Consider the following 15341-nt stretch of genomic DNA (forward strand, 5'->3'; position numbering starts at 1 on the left):
TTCAACCCCGTCAACGGAACCGGTCGAAGCACGCGCGCGTGCTAGTCATAAGGCCCGACTTTCAGTCAGGGGGCGGAGCCTGAAATAGTTCCCGACGATGTTCGACATCCCTAGACTCCCTCTGATGGGGGTAACTCGGGGGACTACTCAGTGGGGCATGGAGTGCCGGAACTCGTACTGGAATTGAACGGACGGACCTGGACGCTCGATCCGTCCAGGTCCTACACCCTCGGACGCGATCCGCAGGGCGACATCGTGTTCGACGACGCCAGGGTGTCCTGGCGGCACGCCACGGTCAGCTGGAGCGGCCGTAGTTGGGTCCTCGAGGACCACGGCAGCACCAACGGCACGTTCGTGCAGGGCCAACGGGTCCATCACGTGGAGATCGGCCCGGGCATGGCCGTGCACCTGGGCAACGCGACCGACGGACCGCACCTGAACCTCTCCGGCACCGCGGCCGCCGTCGCCTCGCCGCAGGCCCAGCCGCAGCAGCAGCCGTACGCCGCGCAGGGCGCGCAGGCCGGCTGGGCCCAGCAGGCACCGGCCCAGCAGGTACCGGTGCAGAAGACACCGGCCCAGCAGGTTCCGCAGCAGCAGGCCCCGCAGGCCGGCTGGCAGCAGCCGCAGCAGGCCGCCCCGCACATCCCGGCGCAGCAGGGCCCCGGTGGTGGCGCGGGGGCGCCGCCGGTCTACGGCGACCGCAGCCCGACCACGTTCCACCAGTTCTCGATCGGCCGCGTCATGCGCATCGGCCGTGCCCTGGAGAACGAACTGGTCGTCTCCGACCTGCAGGTCTCCCGGCACCACGCCGAGTTCCACTCGACGCCCGACGGCCGCATGGAGATCCGCGACCTCGGCTCCCACAACGGGACGTACGTCAACGGTCAGCCGATCCCCAAGGGCGGCTCGGCGATGCTGGGCCCCACCGACATCGTGGGCGTCGGCCACTCCACGTTCCGCATCGTCGGCGACCGCCTCGAGGAGTTCGTCGACACCGGTGAGATCTCCTTCTCCGCCCGCCACCTGACCGTCACGGTCGACGGCGGCAAGCAGATCCTCAAGGACGTCTCCTTCGGCGTCCCGGAGAAGTCCCTCATCGCGGTCATCGGCCCGTCCGGCTCGGGCAAGTCGACCCTGCTCAAGGCGCTCACCGGCTACCGCCCCGCCAACCAGGGCGACGTCCTCTACGACAACCGCAACCTCTACAAGCAGTTCGCCGAGCTGCGCCAGCGCATCGGTCTGGTCCCGCAGGACGACATCCTGCACAAGGAGCTGACCGTCAAGAAGGCCCTCAAGTACGCGGCCAAGCTCCGCTTCCCCGCCGACACCACGGCCCGCGAGCGCGAGGAGCGCATCGACGAGGTCCTGCGCGAGCTCAAGCTGGACATCCACAAGGAGAAGAAGGTCACCTCCCTCTCCGGCGGCCAGCGCAAGCGCGTCTCGGTGGCCCTGGAGCTGCTCACCAAGCCGTCGCTCATCTTCCTCGACGAGCCCACCTCGGGCCTCGACCCGGGCATGGACCGCGACGTCATGCAGCTGCTGCGCGGCCTCGCCGACGACGGCCGTACGGTCCTCGTCGTCACCCACTCCGTGGCCGAGCTGGCGCTGTGCGACAAGCTCCTGGTGATGGCCCCGGGCGGCGCGGTGGCGTACTTCGGCCCGCCCGAGGAGGCGCTGAACTTCTTCGGCTACGACACCTGGGCCGACGTCTTCTCCGCCTTCGAGAACTACCGCGACTACGACTGGGCGGGACGCTGGAAGGGCTCGCAGCACTACCAGATGTACGCCGCGGACATCGACGCGATAGCTCCGCAGTCCGTACAGATGCCTCCGATGCAGGCGATGAAGCCGCCGAAGCCACAGGGCTGGATGTCCCAGTTCCTGACCCTGGTGCGCCGCTATGTCTCGGTGATCGCCTCCGACAAGGGCTTCCTGGCCCTGATGGTGATCCTGCCGGCCGTCCTGGGCGCGGTGAGCCTGCTCATCGACGCGGACAAGGACCTGCTGGTGAACACGGAGGTGAACCCGAAGACCGGCCTGCCCGTCCCGAACGGCACGGCCACGACCGTCCTGCTGATCCTCGCGGTGGGCGCCTGCTTCGCCGGTGCCGCCAACTCCGTACGTGAGCTGATCAAGGAACGGGTCATCTACGAGCGGGAGCGCGCGACCGGCCTGTCCCGGTCCGCGTACCTGATGTCCAAGGTGTTCGTGCTCGGCGTGATCACCGTGCTGCAGGGCCTGATGGTCGGCGTCATCGGCTTCTCCAGCCGCGTGATCCCCGACGAGGGGCTGGTCCTCGGCCACCTCACGCTCCTGGAGCTGTCGCTGCCGATCATGGCGCTGGGCTTCACCTCGATGATGTTCGGCCTGATCATCTCGGCGCTGGTGAAGACGGCCGAGAAGACGATGCCCCTGCTGGTCATGTTCGCGATCATCCAGGTCGTGTTCACCGGCTGCCTGTTCGCCCTGAACGGCTCGATCGGCGTCAACCAGTTCTCGTACCTGATGCCGTCGCGCTGGGCGGTGGGCGCCGCGGGCGCCACGCTGGACTTCAACAGGATCAGCCCGCCCGCCAAGGGCGAGAGCAATGACCCGTTGTGGGAGCACACCGTCGGCGCCTGGACCATGGACATGCTCGCCCTGATCGCCCTCGGCGTGATCTGCGGCTTCTTCGTGGCCCGCTTCCTGCGCCGCCACGAGCCCGAGGTCATGCGCAACTGATCCCTGTCGTACGACGCCCGAAGGGCGGCACCCCGTCAGGAGGGTGCCGCCCTTCGGCGTACGCGACCGGAGGCCCGTGCCTGCCTCAGTACGCGCTGTTGACGTTGTCGATCGAGCCGTACCGGTCGGCCGCGTAGTTGGCGGCGGCGGTGAGGTTGGCGACCGGGTCGTACTGGCTCCAGGCGGTGCCGGCGACGTGGTAGGCGTCGAAGGTCGGCTTGATGACCTGCAGCAGACCGATGGACGGGACACCGTTCTGGGCGTTGATGTCCCAGTTGTTGATCGCGTTCGGGTTGCCCGAGGACTCCCGCATGATGTTGCGGTACAGGCCGTTGTAGGTGCCCGGGATGTCGTGCTTCTTCATGATGTCCAGGGCCTCACGGATCCAGCCGTCGAGGTTGTTGGCGTAGGTCTTCGCGGCGACCGGCTTGACCTGGACACGCTCGGCGGACCGGCTGGCGGCCTCCTTCGACTTGCGCGCGGCCTCGGCCTTCTTCTTGGCGGCGGCCTCGGCGGCCCTCTTCTTGGCGGCGGCTTCGGCAGCCACGTGCTTGTCGTGGGCCACGGCGGCCCTGTGCTTGGCGGCAGCCACGGCGGCCTTGTGCTTGGCCGACATCTCCTCGGCCTTCACGCTGTCGGAGGCGAGCTGGTCGGTGACGCTGGCCTTGACATCCTTGATCTGCTCACTGCTGTACGCCACCCGGCCCGTGGGGGCCTCGGCCGTGGTCGTCTGTGCGTCGCCGGGGACGGCGGTGAAGGCGAGGGCGGCGGCGCCGAGGGTGGCGACACCGGCGATCGCGATCTTGTGACGCTTGGTCAGCGCACGACTGTGACCGCGGTTGAAGGTGTTTTTGAGCATGGCAGATGGACCTCTTCGAATAGCGCGGAGGTCGCTCGCTGTCCTGCGTGGGACACGGGTGCTTCCGGCACAAGCGCCGCGGACGAAACCCGCGGCGCTGAGCGACGTGAGCCATTCTTAGCGGCCGCAAAATCGCCAGGCAAAGGTGTGACGTACGATCCTCGATAGTGGATCGGGGAGGCGCAAAACGGGACAGATGGGAATGTGCGCCCCGGTCAAAAGGGGCGCTTTATCTCCTACTCCCTTTCGTATGTGATCTGAGCCCTATTGGCGGCCTCACATCGCCCGGGTAACGGTCTCACCGGCAGTTGCTGGAGCAATGCTCTGCGTGAGGGCCCTCCGCCGGGAGGATGAGATGGACGTCGCCGAACTCGTGCCACAGGTAGAGCCCGCGCAGCGCCTCGTCATAGCTGCGGTCGATGGCGGCCCGTCCCGCGACCGCCTCCAGCATCAGCAGATGCGAGGCCTCCGGCTCGTGCAGCCCGGTCAGCAGCCCGTCCACCACCCGTACCCCGCGCTCCGGGGTGACGACGAGATCCGTCCACCCTTCACGCGCGCGTACGACCCCGTCGGCGTCCACCGCCGACTCCACGGCCCGCACGGCGGTCGTCCCGACGGCGATCACCCGGCCGTCGCCCGCCTTGGCCGCATTGATCAGCCGAGCCGACGCCTCCGGCACCGCGAACCGCTCCGGATACGGCGGCTCGTGCGCCTCCGCCGACGCCACCCCGGTGTGCAGCGTGATCGGCGCGAACTGCACACCCCGGCTCACCAGCTCCGTCACCATCCGCACCGTGAAGGGCCGCGCCGCGCTCGGCATCTCCGCGCTGCCCGTCCCGTCGGCCGACGGCAACGCGAACACCGTCTGGTACACGGACAACGGCTGGTCCCGCTCCGTATAGGAGTAACGAATCGGCCGCCCGTGCTCACGCATCAGCCTGAGAACCCCGGCCGCCTGGATCTCTCCCCTGCCTTCAAGGGCCCCGGCCACCCGCGCCCACCACAGCCGCTCGCCCTCCTCGCTCAGCGGCTCCTCAAGCACCAGCCGCACACCCCCGGGAAGCCGCACCTCAGTCCCCGCAGGCCCGCCCGCACGCGCGCGCGTGGTGCCCCGCTCATCCGGATCCCGCAGCTCGACCGCCCACCGCCCGTCGTCCCCGCGCGTGGAGAAGTGCACCACCACGCGCGCGTGCCCGATCCGCCCGTCCACGGCGGCGGCCAGCGTCTCCGACGTGTTGACGACCAGGAGATCCCCGGCCCGCAGCAGCAGCGGCAGCTCGCGGAACGTGTGATGCGACACCTCGCTGCCCCGCGACACCAGCAGCCGTACGGCATCCCGGTCCAGCCCCGGCCCGCGCTGCTCGGCCGGGATCCGCGCCGACAACTCCTCCGGCACCCTCACCACCAGGGTCATCGCCGCCCCTCCAGCAGGGCCGGAGCCCCGTAGCGACCGCTGGCCGGCCGCTCGTCCAGCAGCCGCAGAAAGGCCGGCACCACACTGGCCGGCGTCGGCCGTGGATCGTCGTCGTCCGGTACGGCGGCCGCGTACAGGTCCGTGCCCATGTCCCCGGGGTCGACCGCCCACACCCGAAGCCCGGGCTCCTCCTCCCCGAGCACCGCCGCGAGATGGTCGAGGGCGGCCTTCGACGCCCCGTACCCGCCCCACGTCTCGTACGCCTCGGCGGCCGCGTCCGAGCTGACCGTGATCACCGCGCCCGTCCCGGACGCCCGCAGCAGCGGCAACGCCTCCTGGACCAGGCCCAGCGCGGCGACCACGTTCACTTCCAGGGCGCGGCGCAACCCCTCCAGCGGCAGTGTGTCCAGCCGTACCAGCGGCTCGGCGCCCAGCGCGCTGGCGTTGTTCACCAGCAGGTCGACGCCGCCCAGCTTCCAGGCGGCCGCCACCAGCTCGGACCGGTGCCCGGCGTCCGTGACGTCCCCCGGCACCGCCGTCACGCGCGTGCCGGGCGTCTGGAGCCCGGCCGCCGTCTCCTGCAGGACCTCCGCCGTCCTGGCGTCCAGCACCAGATCCCAGCCGCGCGCGGCCAGCGCCTCGGCGAGCGCCCGCCCCAGCCCCTTCGAGGCCCCCGTGATGATCGCTACCGGCATGACAACCGTCCCCTCGTTCCAGCCCGCCTCCGATCGGCGGTGCCCTCAACGTAGGAACCGGGCCACCCGCCACGCCTCGGACGCGGGCCGCAAAGCCGCGGGGCCCTTCGTCCTACGCCGCGCACCGTGGGCCTTTCGTCCTAGGCCGCCGAGGCCGGGACCGCAGACCTAGGTCCCTCGCCGCAGCCGGCCGCCGCCACAGGTCCGATCCGGCTGTCACACCCCGCCGGTACCGTGAGGGCATGAGTCAAGGCCCCAGGTCCGGCCTAGCGGCGGTGAGCTCCGCATTGCTGGCCATGAGCAGGCATCTCGAGGTGCGCGACGTCCTCAAGACGATCGTCGCCTCCGCCCGCGAGCTGCTCGACGCGCAGTACGCCGCGCTCGGCGTTCCGGACGACCACGGCGGCTTCGCCCAGTTCGTGGTCGACGGGGTCAGTGACGCCCAGTGGAAGGCTATCGGCCCCCTGCCCCGCCAGCACGGCATCCTCGCCGCGATGCTCCAGGAGGCCAAGGTCGAGCGCCTCGCGGACGTCCGCAAGGACCCCCGCTTCGAGGGCTGGCCGTCGGCACACCCCGACATGGCCGACTTCCTGGGCCTGCCGATCCGCGACGGCGACGAGGTCATCGGAGCACTGTTCCTCGCGAACAAGAACTGCCCGAAGCCAGAAGGGAGCTGCGGCTTCACGCAGGAGGACGAGGAACTCCTCGGCATCCTCGCCCAGCACGCCGCGATCGCCCTCACCAACGCCCGCCTCTACGAGCGCAGCCGCGAGCTGACGATCGCCGAGGAGCGCTCACGCCTCGCCCACGAACTGCACGACGCGGTCAGCCAGAAGCTGTTCTCCCTGCGCCTGACGGCCCAGGCCGCTGCTGCCCTGATCGACCGCGACCCGGCCCGGGCCAAGGGCGAGCTGCACCAAGTGGCCGCGCTCGCCGCCGAGGCCGCCGACGAACTGCGCGCCGCCGTCGTCGAGTTGCGCCCCGCCGCCCTCGACGAGGACGGCCTCGTCGCCACCCTGCGCACCCAGATCCAGGTCCTCGACCGCGCCCACACCGCGCGCGTGAGCTTCGCCGGCCGCGGAGTGAAGGCCCTGCCCTCCGCCCAGGAGGAGGCCGTGCTGCGCGTCGCCCAGGAGGCTCTGCACAACGCCCTGCGGCACTCCGGAGCCGAGCACGTCGACGTGACGCTGGACCGGCGCGGCGGCGGAGCGGTCCTGCGGGTCACGGACGACGGCAGCGGCTTCGACCCGAAGGCGATACGCCGCGCAGGACGCCACCTCGGCCTGGTCTCCATGCGGGACCGGACGAGCGGGGTCGGCGGCACGCTGACCGTGGAATCGGCGCCCGGCAAGGGCACCACGATCGAGATGGAGGTCCCCGGTGGCTGACGCAATCAAGGTGCTGCTCGTCGACGACCACCAGGTGGTCCGCCGGGGCCTGCGCACGTTCCTGGAAGTGCAGGACGACATCGAGGTCGTGGGCGAGGCCGCGGACGGCGCCGAGGGAGTGGCCCGCGCCGAGGAACTGAAGCCGGACGTCGTCCTCATGGACGTCAAGATGCCGGGTATGGACGGCGTCGACGCCCTGCGCAAGCTCCGCGAACTGAACAACACCGCGCGCGTGCTGATCGTCACCAGCTTCACCGAACAGCGCACGGTGATCCCGGCCCTGCGCGCGGGCGCCGCCGGGTACGTCTACAAGGACGTGGACCCGGACGCGCTCGCCGGAGCCATCCGCTCGGTCCACGCCGGCCACATCCTGCTCCAACCCGAGGTCGCGGGCGCCCTGTTGTCCCAGGAGGAAGCCAACTCGGGGCAGGGGAGAGGCGGCTCGCTGACCGAGCGGGAGCGCGAGGTCCTCGGCCTGATCGCGGACGGCCGCTCGAACCGCGAGATAGCCAGAGCCCTGGTCCTGTCGGAGAAGACCGTCAAGACCCACGTCTCGAACATCCTGATGAAGCTCGACCTGGCGGACCGCACGCAGGCCGCGCTGTGGGCCGTACGCCATGGCGTGACCGGCTGAAACGCTCTGCGCAGGACATGACTCACGGCAATTCGGAGGGTTCCCCTCCGGGCTGAGATTCATACCGTCGTGGGAATGTCCCCCGGATGGCGCATCCTCCGTGGATCTCCACCGTTCTCCAGTGCGTGCTGCGGCGACTGCCGCGGCAATCGCAAGGAGGGCTTAGAAGTGAAGAACCTGAAGAAGGCAGCGGCTGTGACGATGGTGGCCGGTGGCCTGCTGGCCGCCGGTGCCGGAATGGCCTCCGCCACCGACGGTGCGCACGCCAACGGCAAGGCCGTGGGCTCCCCGGGCGTCGCCTCGGGCAACCTCGTCCAGGTCCCCGTGGACGTGCCGGTCAACGTCTCCGGCAACACCGTGAACGTCATCGGCCTGCTGAACCCGGCCCACGACAACCTGGCCGTCAACCACTGACGACCACCCCGCAAGCAGTGACCTCCGGCCTCCCGGGCGCCTCCGGGAGGCCGGTCAGTTTCTCGGGGTCCTCTCCGCCACAGCTGACGCGGTCCGCGAGCCCCACGCCGCTGGAGCGACACCCACCCGGTCGGCCACGAAGCAGCGACACACCGCGCGCAACCTCTCGGCGCCACAGCCCGCGCCGCCAGCAGCCGCCCGCGCCGCTGAGACGGCGCCTCTCAGGCCACCCCGGAGACCTGCGCGCCCCTTTGCAACCTCGCGGCGCCCGCGGCCTCTCGGCATGCGCAGCCTAGGCAGCCTCTCGGCGCCCGCAGCCGGCGCAGCCTGCGGCCGGTGGTGCTACTGGGTGCCCCTCAGGTAGCTCCGCGGAGACCTGCGCGCCCGCAGCCCCTCGGTGCCGGCAGTCGGCGCAGCCTGCGGGCAGTCGTGCCGCTTGGGCGGCTCCCGTCCCAAAGAGAGGCGGCACCCCGTCAGCGCCGGGCCGCGCGACCCACCCCGCCCACGCCGGCACCAGCTCAGCCGCCGCTCACCGCACGCCCCTCTCCCGCTCCTCCACATACGCGTTGTACGCAGCGACCTGCGCCCGCCGAGCAGTCCGCTCAACCGGCCGCAACGCCTCGGACCGTGCCGCCATCTCGGACGCGCTCGTGGCCCCGCCGTGCCAGTTCCCGTAGGCAAGGGAGATCAACAACCCCACCCGCTGCGCCAGCTCCAGCACCCGCACCGCCCGCGGCGGATACCCCGGCGCCAACACCTCCCGCCCCCGCTCGGCCCGCGCCCGATACGCATCGATCGCCGCCTCCGCCACCGGCCCCGACCCGGCCACATCCAGCCGCGACAACACCTCGGTGGCCTCCCGCAGCGCCTCCGCCAGCTCCCGCTCGGCCTCACCCAACGACGGCACATCCGCAGGCGGCGCCTCCCGCACACCCAGCACATGCCACACGACCTCGACATGCACATCACCGTCGGGCCCGGCCTCGTACACCTCCGGCACCAGCCCGAACGCGGCGCCGTGACAGATCACCGCCTCCTCGGCATCCAACGCCCGCGCGTTGAACTCCGGCGGCCCGCTCAGCCCCAGCGGATGCCCCGGCGCCGGCAGCGCGACCCGCAGCCCGCTCACCCCGAGCGCCCGCAACCGCCCCAGCGCCAGCGTGAGCCCGACGGGCGCCGACTCACCCGGCAGCCCCTCCACCCGGTGCACGGCGTCGTCCCCGACGATCTCGAGCACAGCGTCATCCGGCGAGACAAGTCCGGCCAAAAGGGCATTTCCCCAAGCCGCAAGGCGTCCTGAACGTGGTTCCGAGAGCATGCCCCCACCCTAAGGACCGGACCGATGGAATGAACCGCTGGACCGGTGGCGTAGATTTCGTTGAGGGCTGCGCCCACAGGCGCACGCGACCACCGAGACGCCTAGCCGCCGAGACGCCGAGACCGGTCACACTGCAAGGGGAGACAACGCGCTCATGAGCGATGTTCTGGAGCTTCAGGACGTATCCGTGGTCCGTGAGGGCCGGGCTCTGGTGGACCAGGTCTCCTGGTCGGTCAAGGAGGGCGAGCGCTGGGTCATCCTCGGCCCCAACGGAGCCGGCAAGACCACCCTCCTGAACGTCGCGTCCAGCTACCTCTACCCGACCACGGGCACCGCCACCATCCTCGGCGAGACCCTCGGCAAGCCCGGTACCGACGTCTTCGAGCTGCGCCCCCGCATCGGCGTGGCCGGCATCGCCATGACCGAGAAGCTGCCCAAGCGCCAGACCGTCCTGCAGACCGTGCTGACCGCGGCGTACGGCATGACCGCCACCTGGCACGAGGACTACGAGGAGATCGACGAGCAGCGCGCCCGCGCCTTCCTCGACCGCCTCGGCATGAGCGACTACCTCGACCGGAAGTTCGGCACCCTCTCCGAGGGCGAGCGCAAGCGCACCCTGATCTCCCGCGCCCTGATGGCCGACCCCGAGCTGCTCCTCCTCGACGAGCCCGCCGCCGGCCTCGACCTCGGCGGCCGCGAGGACCTCGTCCGCCGCCTCGGCCGCCTCGCCCGCGACCCGATCGCCCCCTCGATGCTCATGGTCACCCACCACGTCGAGGAGATCCCCCCGGGCTTCACCCACGTCCTGATGATCCGTCAGGGCAAGGTCCTCGCCGCAGGCCCGCTGGAGCTCGAACTCACCTCCCGCAACCTCTCCCTCTGCTTCGGCCTCCCCCTCGTCGTCGAACAGGTCGGCGAACGCTGGACCGCACAGGGCCTCCCCCTCTCCTGACCCCGCCCTTCACCCCGCGAAACCTCGGCGAATCCCCGGTAAGAAGGCCCTTCAAACTGATCGGCGCCCTGTCCGCGACAGGGCCCGCAGCCCTACCATGACCATGTGGAAATCGACGCGTGGGTTTGGTGGTTGATCGGCGCGGCAGCGCTCGGCATCGGGCTCGTGATCACCGCGATGCCCGAACTCGGCATGCTGGCGGTGGGCGCCGTCGCGGCCGCGGTGATCGCCGGCATCTTCGGCGGTGACGCCGTCGTCCAGGTCGTGGCCTTCGTCGTCGTCTCGACCGCACTCATCGCCGTCGTACGGCCCATCGCCAACCGGCATCGCGCGCAGCGACCCCAACTCGCCACCGGCATCGAGGCACTGAAGGGCAAACAGGCCGTCGTACTGGAGCGCGTCGACGCCTCCGGCGGCCGTATCAAGCTCGCCGGAGAGGTCTGGTCGGCCCGCTCCCTCGACACCGACCGCGCCTACGAAGTAGGCCAGGAAGTGGACGTCGTGGACATCGAGGGGGCCACGGCGATCGTCATGTGACCTCGCACGACGTAAGTGGCGCGAACAGCACACGAGCCACACGACGGTCTGTCAGACTCGACCAGCAAGATCTTCAACAACCATAAGATCTGCCGAAGACGCCGCGGCGGAGAAGGGTACGGGGAACGACGATGGAACCGGTCATCATCGTTTTGATCATTCTGGTGGTGTTGGTCTTCATCGCCCTGATCAAGACGATCCAGGTCATCCCGCAGGCGAGCGCGGCCATCGTCGAGCGCTTCGGTCGCTACACGCGGACACTCAACGCGGGCCTCAACATCGTGGTGCCGTTCATCGACACCATCCGCAACCGCATCGACCTGCGTGAACAGGTCGTGCCTTTCCCGCCCCAGCCGGTGATCACCCAGGACAACCTGGTCGTGAACATCGACACGGTCATCTACTACCAGGTGACCGACGCCCGGGCCGCGACCTACGAGGTCGCCAGCTACATCCAGGCCATCGAGCAGCTCACGGTCACCACGCTCCGCAACATCATCGGCGGCATGGACCTCGAACGGACCCTGACCTCCCGCGAGGAGATCAACGCGGCCCTGCGCGGCGTCCTCGACGAGGCGACGGGCAAGTGGGGCATCCGAGTCAACCGCGTCGAGTTGAAGGCGATCGAACCCCCCACCTCCATCCAGGACTCGATGGAGAAGCAGATGCGCGCCGACCGTGACAAGCGCGCCGCGATCCTCACCGCCGAAGGTACGCGCCAGGCCGCGATCCTCACCGCAGAAGGTGAGAAGCAGTCCCAGATCCTCCGCGCCGAGGGTGAGGCCAAGGCGGCCGCCCTGCGCGCCGAGGGCGAGGCCCAGGCGGTCCGCACGGTCTTCGAAGCGATCCACGCAGGCGACCCCGACCAGAAGCTCCTGTCCTACCAGTACCTCCAGATGCTCCCGAAGATCGCCGAGGGCGACGCCAACAAGCTCTGGATCGTCCCCAGCGAAATCGGCGACGCCCTCAAGGGCCTGTCGGGCGCGATGGGCAACCTGGGCGGCCTGGGCGGCGGTTCAGGCAACGGAGCCTCCGGCAACGGCGGCACGGGCACGGAACGCCGAGAGAAGCCGTCGATCGACTGACACAGGATTGCCGTACGACAACGGGCCCGCCTTCTCAGGAAGGCGGGCCCAGACGTGCCTCAGGGGCGACCACGAACCCGCAGCCCACGAACCACACATGGCCCTACGGCGACTGGTCAGGCCGCGTCCAGTGCAAGCCAATCCGGCAGCGCAGCAAGATCGTCGGCCCCCAGCGCCAGCAACATCGCATCCGCAGGCGTCGGCTCGAACGGCTCCCGCAACAGCGGCATACCGGCCTCCTCAGGCGTCCTGTCGGCCTTCCGGTGGTTGTCCTCCGCACAAGAGGCCACCGTATTCAGCCACGTGTCCTGCCCACCCTGCGACCGCGGCACCACATGGTCCACGGTCGTGGCCCGGCGCCCGCAGTACGCGCACCGGTGCCGGTCCCGCACCAGAACACCCCGCCTCGACCACGGCGCTTGTCTTCGGAACGGCACCCGTACGTACCTGCAGAGCCGAATCACCCGGGGCGCCGGTATGTCGACGGCGGCTCCACGCATCCGCAGTTCGGGGTGGGCCTGCTCGACGACGGCCTTGTCCTGAAGCACCAGAACGACGGCTCGGTTCAACGTCACCGTCGACAGCGGCTCGAAGCTCGCATTCAGTACCAGCGTGTCCCGCATGACCAGCCCACCTCCCGTGTGCACCTGCCCACCCCCTGGCGGGCTGGGATCAACTCTGGCCGGGCACGCCGAGATGGACAACGAAATAAAAAATGCCCGCCCCTGATCACTTCCAAGACCAGGGGCGGGCAAACGTTCCATGAACGTCAGGCTTCGGCGGGCACCTCGTACTCACCGATCACATGGGCACGCGCGATGGCGTGGAACCGCAGGTTGAACCCGACGACGGCCGGGCTGGCGTCCGCGTCCGGACCGAGCTTCTCCTGGTCCACGGCGTACACCGTGAACACATAGCGGTGCGGCCCGTCCCCGGCCGGCGGCGCGGCACCGCCGAAGTCCTTCGACCCGTAGTCGTTACGAGCCTGGACCGCACCTTCCGGCAGTCCCTCGAACTTGCCGCTGCCCGCACCCGTCGGCAACTCGGTCACCGAGGCGGGGATGTCGAACACGACCCAGTGCCAGAACCCGCTCCCCGTAGGGGCGTCCGGGTCGTAGCAGGTCACGGCGAAGCTCTTGGTCTCGGGCGGGAAGCCCTCCCAGCGCAGGTGCGGCGAGGTGTTGCCGGCCGCGTAGACCTGAGCGTCCTTGAGGGTCCCGCCGTGCTCGACGTCCTCGCTCACGACCGTGAAGGACGGCACGGGCGGATGGAAGTCGTGGGGCAGCGGCCGCCTCTTGAGCTCGGTCACTTCGATACCTCCTGACGAACAGTGGAATCAGCAGTTCCGAGCCTAGAACCAGTTGCGCTTGCTGCCGACCTCGGACAGCCACTGGTTGAGGTACGCCGCCCAGTCGGTCCCCTGGAAGTCGTTCAGACCCACCTGGAACGACCGGAAGGTGTCGCTTCCCTCGCTGAACAGCCCCGGCTTCTTGTCCATTTCGAGGACGACGTCCATCGCGTGCTCATCCGCGACGAAGCTCAACTCGACCTGGTTGATACCGCGGTACTGCTGTGGCGGGAAGAACTCGATCTCCTGGTAGAACGGCAGCTTCTGCCGCGTACCGCGGATGTGGCCGCGCTCCATGTCCGCGTTCTTGAAGCGGAAGCCCAGCTGGATGAAGGCGTCGAGGATCGCCTTCTGCGCGGGCAGCGGGTGCACGTTGATCGGGTCCAGGTCGGTGGAGTCCACGGCCCGAGCGATCGCCAGCTCCGTCGTCACACCGATGTTCATCCCGCGCAGCGCCTGCCCGTCGATCATGGTGATCGGCGTCTCCCACGGAATGTCCAGCGTGAAGGGCACCCCGTGCACGGCCTGGGCCTGGAGCTCGAAGGCACCACCGAGCTGCACCTTCGTGAACTCGATGTCCTGCTTGTACTCCGAGTCCTGGCTCTCGACCTCGACACGTGCCTGAAGGCCGACGGCCAGTCCCTCGATGTCCTGGTTCACGGACCCGCCCTGAATCCGCACCTCACCCTGGACGACACCGCCCGGAACGACGTTGACCTCAGTCAGCACCGTCTCGACCGAAGCACCGCCGGCCCCCAGGCTCGCGAGCAGCTTCTTGAACGCCATGACTCTCCTCTTCTCAGAGTGGATCCCTGATCCCTACAAACGCGATCCGGCCGTGGCCGGTTCCGCGCCCCACACTGGCAAGGCGCAGGCCCTCTGACCACCCCGTTGCGACCACCCGTCTGCACTACCCTCGGACGGCATGATCGTGACCCCCGACCGTACGCCCCTCCCCAGAAATTTCTTCGACCGGCCCGTCCTGGAGGTCGCACCCGACCTCCTGGGCCGCATCCTCGTACGCACGACACCGGACGGTCCGATCGCCCTCCGCCTCACGGAGGTCGAGGCCTACGACGGCCCGAACGACCCCGGCTCCCATGCCTATCGCGGCCGCACGCCCCGCAATGACGTGATGTTCGGTCCCCCCGGACATGTCTACGTCTACTTCACCTACGGCATGTGGCACTGCATGAACCTGGTGTGCGGCCCCGACGGTCAGGCGAGCGCGGTCCTCCTCCGGGCCGGCGAGATCGTCGAGGGCGCCGAGCTCGCCCGCAAGCGTCGACTCTCGGCCCGGAACGACAAGGAACTGGCCAAAGGCCCGGCCCGCCTGGCCACCGCCCTGGGCGTGGACCGGGCCCTGGACGGCACGGACGCCTGCGCCTCCGGCGAGACACCCTTGAGGATCCTCACCGGCACCCCAGTGCCCTCCGACCAGGTACGCAACGGCCCCCGCACCGGCGTGGCGGGCGACGGCGGCAACGGGGACATTCACCCCTGGCGCTTCTGGATCGCCAACGACCCCACGGTGAGCCCCTATCGGGCCCACGTCCCGAGGCGCCGCCGAAGTTGACGCGCCCTTGCGAGGCGCGTAACGTAGCCCGAGCCGCTGAACCGGGTACTGCGCTAGTCAGCAGCCGGAGCGGCGAACCCACTACCTACGAGAACCCCTCAGCGGGGTCAATTCTGGTGTGCTCGCATGCCTGAATTCGAGCCCGCCGATCCCGATTATGAATCGGGCGGGGGAATCGGCTAACGTAGTGAATGTCGAAAGGCCGACGGGCGAAAGCCCAGAGCCTCCCGACATCCCGCCGACAGGGAATCGGATCCGAAAAAGATCTGATAGAGTCGGAAACGCAAGACCGAAGGGAAGCGCCTGGAGGAAAGCCCGAGAGGGTGAGTACAAAGGAAGCGACCGTTCCTTGAGAACTCAACAGCGTGCCAAAAGTCAACGCCAGATATGTTGATACCCC

At 69.4% G+C, this 15341-nt stretch carries 15 protein-coding genes; 8 read left to right on the plus strand and 7 right to left on the minus strand.

Annotation, left to right across the window (positions count from 1 at the left end; translation table 11 throughout):
• Positions 1-162: 162 nt before the first annotated feature.
• Positions 163-2721: an ABC transporter ATP-binding protein/permease gene (locus tag ACZ7L6_RS38365; protein ID WP_471932258.1), complete on the plus strand. Its 2559-nt coding sequence runs from the start codon at positions 163-165 to the stop codon at positions 2719-2721.
• Positions 2722-2806: 85 nt separating this feature from the next.
• On the opposite strand, the gene ACZ7L6_RS38370 is transcribed toward ACZ7L6_RS38365, so the two are convergent.
• From ACZ7L6_RS38370 to ACZ7L6_RS38380, 3 genes are all read right to left on the minus strand, one after another.
• Positions 2807-3580 (minus strand): transglycosylase SLT domain-containing protein, encoded by a 774-nt coding sequence (locus ACZ7L6_RS38370; protein WP_471932260.1) that lies wholly within the window; start codon positions 3578-3580, stop codon positions 2807-2809.
• A 298-nt stretch (positions 3581-3878) separates the two neighbouring features.
• Positions 3879-4994, minus strand: a complete 1116-nt coding sequence (locus ACZ7L6_RS38375) for an S-adenosylmethionine:tRNA ribosyltransferase-isomerase (protein WP_471932262.1) — start codon at positions 4992-4994, stop codon at positions 3879-3881.
• Complete coding sequence (locus tag ACZ7L6_RS38380; RefSeq protein ID WP_471932264.1) at positions 4991-5689, minus strand: SDR family NAD(P)-dependent oxidoreductase; 699 nt, start codon at positions 5687-5689, stop codon at positions 4991-4993. The genes ACZ7L6_RS38375 and ACZ7L6_RS38380 overlap by 4 nt, the downstream gene beginning before the upstream one ends.
• A 242-nt stretch (positions 5690-5931) precedes the next feature.
• Between ACZ7L6_RS38380 and ACZ7L6_RS38385 the strand changes: the two genes are divergently transcribed.
• The 3 genes from ACZ7L6_RS38385 (at position 5932) to ACZ7L6_RS38395 (ending at position 8125) form a co-directional block, all read left to right on the plus strand.
• Complete coding sequence (locus tag ACZ7L6_RS38385; RefSeq protein ID WP_471932266.1) at positions 5932-7077, plus strand: GAF domain-containing sensor histidine kinase; 1146 nt, start codon at positions 5932-5934, stop codon at positions 7075-7077.
• Positions 7070-7711 carry a response regulator gene (locus tag ACZ7L6_RS38390; RefSeq protein WP_471932268.1) on the plus strand — a complete coding sequence of 214 codons (642 nt, stop codon included), beginning with the start codon at positions 7070-7072 and terminating at the stop codon, positions 7709-7711. Before ACZ7L6_RS38385 ends, ACZ7L6_RS38390 begins: the two co-directional genes overlap by 8 nt.
• Before the next feature lie 168 nt (positions 7712-7879).
• Positions 7880-8125 carry a chaplin gene (locus ACZ7L6_RS38395; protein ID WP_471932270.1) on the plus strand — a complete coding sequence of 82 codons (246 nt, stop codon included), beginning with the start codon at positions 7880-7882 and terminating at the stop codon, positions 8123-8125.
• 529 nt (positions 8126-8654) lie between these two features.
• Here ACZ7L6_RS38395 and ACZ7L6_RS38400 read toward each other — a convergent pair.
• Positions 8655-9443 carry a hypothetical protein gene (locus tag ACZ7L6_RS38400; RefSeq protein WP_471932272.1) on the minus strand — a complete coding sequence of 263 codons (789 nt, stop codon included), beginning with the start codon at positions 9441-9443 and terminating at the stop codon, positions 8655-8657.
• Between the two features lie 154 nt (positions 9444-9597).
• On the opposite strand from ACZ7L6_RS38400, the gene ACZ7L6_RS38405 reads away from it, so the two are divergent.
• The 3 genes from ACZ7L6_RS38405 (at position 9598) to ACZ7L6_RS38415 (ending at position 12017) form a co-directional block, all read left to right on the plus strand.
• Entirely contained in the window at positions 9598-10395 is a 798-nt protein-coding gene (locus tag ACZ7L6_RS38405) for an ABC transporter ATP-binding protein (RefSeq protein ID WP_398820879.1), read from the plus strand.
• 105 nt (positions 10396-10500) lie between these two features.
• Positions 10501-10932 carry an NfeD family protein gene (locus tag ACZ7L6_RS38410; RefSeq protein ID WP_471932274.1) on the plus strand — a complete coding sequence of 144 codons (432 nt, stop codon included), beginning with the start codon at positions 10501-10503 and terminating at the stop codon, positions 10930-10932.
• 131 nt (positions 10933-11063) lie between these two features.
• Positions 11064-12017 (plus strand): SPFH domain-containing protein, encoded by a 954-nt coding sequence (locus tag ACZ7L6_RS38415; protein ID WP_471932276.1) that lies wholly within the window; start codon positions 11064-11066, stop codon positions 12015-12017.
• Positions 12018-12133: 116 nt separating this feature from the next.
• Here ACZ7L6_RS38415 and ACZ7L6_RS38420 read toward each other — a convergent pair whose 3' ends face one another.
• The 3 genes from ACZ7L6_RS38420 to ACZ7L6_RS38430 all read right to left on the minus strand — a co-directional run bounded on the left by ACZ7L6_RS38420 (position 12134) and on the right by ACZ7L6_RS38430 (position 14151).
• A complete protein-coding gene (locus ACZ7L6_RS38420; protein ID WP_471932278.1) occupies positions 12134-12640 on the minus strand; it encodes an HNH endonuclease in 507 nt (168 codons plus the stop codon).
• Positions 12641-12786: 146 nt separating this feature from the next.
• Positions 12787-13326: a YbhB/YbcL family Raf kinase inhibitor-like protein gene (locus ACZ7L6_RS38425; protein ID WP_471932280.1), complete on the minus strand. Its 540-nt coding sequence runs from the start codon at positions 13324-13326 to the stop codon at positions 12787-12789.
• Positions 13327-13368: 42 nt separating this feature from the next.
• Entirely contained in the window at positions 13369-14151 is a 783-nt protein-coding gene (locus ACZ7L6_RS38430; RefSeq protein WP_471932282.1) for a sporulation protein, read from the minus strand.
• 139 nt (positions 14152-14290) lie between these two features.
• Here ACZ7L6_RS38430 and ACZ7L6_RS38435 point away from each other — a divergent pair, with 139 nt between their 5' ends.
• Positions 14291-14941, plus strand: coding sequence for a DNA-3-methyladenine glycosylase (locus tag ACZ7L6_RS38435; protein WP_471932284.1), 651 nt, complete (start codon positions 14291-14293; stop codon positions 14939-14941).
• The last annotated feature ends 400 nt before the right edge of the window (positions 14942-15341 follow it).

The organism is Streptomyces sp. NPDC107522, assembly GCF_055657525.1.

Excerpts from the sequence above, each read along its gene's own strand:
- ACZ7L6_RS38405 (WP_398820879.1), top strand. The coding sequence starts at position 9,598 with ATGAGCGATGTTCTGGAGCTTCAGGACGTATCCGTGGTCCGTGAGGGC.
- ACZ7L6_RS38415 (WP_471932276.1), top strand. The coding sequence starts at position 11,064 with ATGGAACCGGTCATCATCGTTTTGATCATTCTGGTGGTGTTGGTCTTC.
- ACZ7L6_RS38375 (WP_471932262.1), bottom strand. The coding sequence starts at position 4,994 with ATGACCCTGGTGGTGAGGGTGCCGGAGGAGTTGTCGGCGCGGATCCCG.
- ACZ7L6_RS38400 (WP_471932272.1), bottom strand. The coding sequence starts at position 9,443 with ATGCTCTCGGAACCACGTTCAGGACGCCTTGCGGCTTGGGGAAATGCC.
- ACZ7L6_RS38430 (WP_471932282.1), bottom strand. The coding sequence starts at position 14,151 with ATGGCGTTCAAGAAGCTGCTCGCGAGCCTGGGGGCCGGCGGTGCTTCG.
- ACZ7L6_RS38385 (WP_471932266.1), top strand. The coding sequence starts at position 5,932 with ATGAGTCAAGGCCCCAGGTCCGGCCTAGCGGCGGTGAGCTCCGCATTG.
- ACZ7L6_RS38370 (WP_471932260.1), bottom strand. The coding sequence starts at position 3,580 with ATGCTCAAAAACACCTTCAACCGCGGTCACAGTCGTGCGCTGACCAAG.
- ACZ7L6_RS38420 (WP_471932278.1), bottom strand. The coding sequence starts at position 12,640 with ATGCGGGACACGCTGGTACTGAATGCGAGCTTCGAGCCGCTGTCGACG.
- ACZ7L6_RS38380 (WP_471932264.1), bottom strand. The coding sequence starts at position 5,689 with ATGCCGGTAGCGATCATCACGGGGGCCTCGAAGGGGCTGGGGCGGGCG.
- ACZ7L6_RS38435 (WP_471932284.1), top strand. The coding sequence starts at position 14,291 with ATGATCGTGACCCCCGACCGTACGCCCCTCCCCAGAAATTTCTTCGAC.